Origin of the sequence: Streptomyces sp. SID11385 (assembly GCF_010548245.1) — a bacterium.
Taxonomy (GTDB): Bacteria; Actinomycetota; Actinomycetes; order Streptomycetales; family Streptomycetaceae; genus Streptomyces.
In genome coordinates this window covers 1-516 of the sequence record NZ_JAAGLR010000521.1, presented here as the reverse complement: position 1 = coordinate 516, position 516 = coordinate 1, and the positions used below count along the sequence as shown (strand labels likewise).

The window sequence follows — 516 nt, the reverse complement described above, 5'->3', positions numbered from 1 at the left end:
CCGCGCTCGTCCTGCGGCGCGGCGCGGCCGGTCCCGCGCCGCGCCTCCTCGACGTGGCCCGTACCGTGCCCACCGCGCTCCTCACCCGCGCCCCGTGGGTCGAGTGGACCGAGCTGATAGCCCTGCTGCGGGCCGGGCTGGCGCAGAGCGGCGGGGCCGAGGGACCGCACGCGGAAGTGCCGCTCGGCGACCTCCCCGCGCTCGCGAACGCCTTCGCGACGCTCGTCGGCGGCGCCGTCACGATCGAGGACCCCGAGTCCCGCGTCCTCGCCTACTCCCGCACCGAGAACGGCGCCGACCCGCTGCGCCGCCTCACGATCCTCGGCCAGCGGGTCCCGCGCTGGCGGCTCGCCGAACTCGGCGCGAGCGGCTTCCTGCGCATGCTGTGGACGAGCGACGACGTCGTGCACCGTCCCGCCGAGGAGCGCTTTCCCGAGCGGCTCGCGATCGCGGTGCGCGCGGGCGAGGAGGTGCTCGGCTCGCTGTGGGTCGCGGCGGACGGCACGCCGCTCGGCC

General features: G+C 77.7%; 1 pseudogene. It reads left to right on the top strand.

Features of this window, described 5'->3' with window-relative positions:
* Nucleotides 1-516, top strand: a pseudogene (locus G3I42_RS16015) (PucR family transcriptional regulator); the annotation flags it as partial.